Raw genomic sequence first — 2,872 nt, 5'->3', positions numbered from 1 at the left:
AGCAGTTGCTGAAGAGCCGGGCGATCTGTTCTGCCGCCGGAGAATCCGCCGTCGTCATACCGGTGGGGAAGGGCTGTCCACGTCTCTTGGCTGGCGATGTACGACTCAGCCCGCTCGCGCTGGTTGTCGAGGGAGTTGAAGTGGCTAGCGAGACCTTCGTCGGTGGACTTGCGAGTGTAGACGGCACAGCGCACGGTGGATTCGATGGCGACCGCCGCCGAGGACCGATTCCGCCGCAGACTCGCCATCAACGTTTCCGCTGCGTCAACCCGAAGAAGAGCCGCCCGTTCCACTTCGATCCGGTGACCGCCCGGGCGACCGCCGAGAGCGATCCGTACATCTGGTCGTTCCACTCGAAGCCGTCGTCGCGGACCACGACCCGAATCTCGCCGCCGTGGTAGCTGCGCGTCAGGACGGTGCCGGGCGTGGGTAGCCGCGGGTCGCGCCGCGGCTCTGGACGTCGTTCAGCACCAGGCGTGCCGCTGATCGTTGTGAGACGTGCGACAGGCGTACGTGCGCGCACAAAGTCGTCTATGGCCAGGTCGTCGATCTTCGCCCTAACGGCGCCGTCAAGCCCGCCGTGGGCCATCTCTTGGACGCGCCACGCAAGGCGTCGCCACAGGTACGTACGGTTCCGGCTGCGCGTCGGCTCGCCGTATAGCCGGAACCACTCTTCCCGGAGTTCGGCGACCGTCATCTGCCGCAGCCGGTTGATTTCACGCACGATGTTGCTGTCCATCCTGATCTCCCGCGTGGGCGTGGACCTGGTCAACATGAGGGCTCTCTTCGGCGACGACATCAAGCTCTTTCTGCGGCTCTCCGGGGCGTGAAGTCGCGGACTTGGGGGAGTTCTGTGTTAACCGCAAATAGCCGCGGGCGAGGAGGGTGGCAAGCTCTCGGGACTCGCCAGATCCCATACCCGTTCCCGCCAGTGTCACTGGTCCGCCTCGCCGGTGGCCGCCGGTTCACCGTCGTCGGACGTGCTGGAATTTTGAGGATATTGAGGATATTGAGAGAGAGGAGCAGCAGTTGATTGTGACCCCGGAGAATCGTCAGGGGAGGAGAGAGAGTCTGAAACGCATTTCTGATTACGCTCCTCAATATTCTCAGTATTCTCAATATTCGGATTGACCTCGTAGGTCGAGCTCTTCGGCCGACCCGGACCCTTGCGGTCCTCTCGCGGGAGCTCGCGGAGATACTCGTGCTCCACGAGCAGCCTGAGAGCCGTGCGGAGTTCCGGCATCTTCTTGAACCGACCCTTGGTGCCCTGGAACGCCTCTCGCTCGTTGAACGTCATCTTGTCGTGCCGAGAGACCCAAGCCAATACGTGGCGGGCGTTCTCCACCTCGGGATCGGCACCCATTTCGGCGAACGCGGCCTTGGCATGTGCCAGGAAGTACTCGCCAATCGCGATCGCGCAGGCCACAGTGTCCACGTCGATCCGCCGTGTGTGCGCCGGAGCCACGTCGTACCCGTGCTTGGCAACATGGATGATCCCGCATAATCGCGCCGTTGCGCCGGCAAGCTTCGAGCCCCAATCCGTTATCATTCCCAGCTCACCGAACGGCGCGAGTTGGGGTTCGATCCTCTCCTCGAAAGCCTTGAAGCGCTTGGCCGCAGGCTCATCGAATTGAAGAACGTGAGAAGTCGGCCTCCCGCGCTCATCGGTAGCCAGCGGCATTTCGAGCATGGTCGTCAGGGCGCGATGAAAGGCCTCTCGCACGCGGTCGGGCATTGGCGGGGCATCAACCGTTCGTCGCCCCAAAGGGCTTTCCGGGATCGTGTAGAGGAACCTCGCGAGAAGTCCACGACCGCGAAATCCTGGTTTCGATGCAAGCCCCCTCAAGACATCGTTCTGGACGGTAAGGCCGACGGTCAAACATGGCTGATCCACGCGGTTAGACGGACGTCCGATGCGATCAACTCGGAGTGGATCACCCGCATGGCCCTTTAGGAAGACGTCAAAGTTCGGTGCGTTACTCGCGCTGTATCGGCCAGCCAGTAGATCGAAGATTCCGCCCTCGGGCGATAGCACTGCGAACCGGCCGTCGTGATCGCAGATTAGCTCTCCCAGTTTCTCTGGCGTAACGTCGTCAGCAAACAGGCGGGGACGAGGCGGCACATGCACTTGCGCGAGTTCGTTGGCAGCATAAATCGCTTCTTGCTCAAGCTGTTCACGTTCTCCGACCTTGGCCTTGGAGGCGTTCTTCTCGGCTTCTCGAGTTCGCTTCTGCAAGACACGGCGACGAGTCTCTGCTTCCAGAATTTCGGGTTCAAGTCGCTCGCATTCGGACTTCTCGTGCAGAAGAATCGGACGCGTAACGTCCGCGACCACGGCACTCTTGCGATTCCCGGAATCGAGTACAACCACGACGAAGAGGTTTGTCGGTTCCTGCCATCCGCGACGAACCTCCACCCGAAATCGCCCACCGACGCAGACCGCGCAAGCGGCGAGCACGAGGCAACCAGGTAACGCCGTCGGCGTTTGTGTTGCGAGTGCCTCTGCTCCTACGAAGGCCGAGAGGAAAGGGGGAAGGGAGCCGACCGGAAACTCGGGTAGATCGGCTGTCCGAAACGGGATCGGTTGTCCCCATCCGGCAGAATCAACGGCCGAGTCGTGCATCACGCTGAGGACCTCCGCGGGCAACTCAAGCGCAACGACGTCGGCCAAACCGTGCCCCGCTGCCAAATGGTCCGCTGCGTCCTTGCCCTTCTTCGATTGGACGACTTCGATCGAATCGACGCGGCCTCGAAGACTCCGCGCGACTTGAACTGCGTGTTCGACACCCTGGTTCTTCTTGTCAAATCGATCGGCCCAGATGACAACGCGCTCGGCGTTGGCGAGACACTCGACGTATTCGGGCCGCCATTT

Annotated in this window: 3 protein-coding genes; all 3 read right to left on the bottom strand. The window is 61.7% G+C overall.

Annotated features, from left to right (window positions below; translation table 11 throughout):
• Positions 1-248, bottom strand: a 248-nt coding sequence (locus GY725_07640) for a recombinase family protein (protein MCP4004051.1), incomplete at its 3' end; no start/stop codon positions are given.
• Positions 248-739: a DUF2924 domain-containing protein gene (locus GY725_07635; GenBank protein ID MCP4004050.1), complete on the bottom strand. Its 492-nt coding sequence runs from the start codon at positions 737-739 to the stop codon at positions 248-250. The genes GY725_07640 and GY725_07635, both read right to left, overlap by 1 nt.
• Before the next feature lie 195 nt (positions 740-934).
• The coding region (locus tag GY725_07630; GenBank protein ID MCP4004049.1) for a DUF3987 domain-containing protein at positions 935-2,872 on the bottom strand (1,938 nt) is incomplete at its 5' end.

The organism is bacterium (assembly GCA_024226335.1).
Lineage (GTDB): Bacteria > Myxococcota_A > UBA9160 > SZUA-336 > SZUA-336 > JAAELY01.
This window is presented reverse-complemented; position numbering and strand designations above follow the sequence as displayed.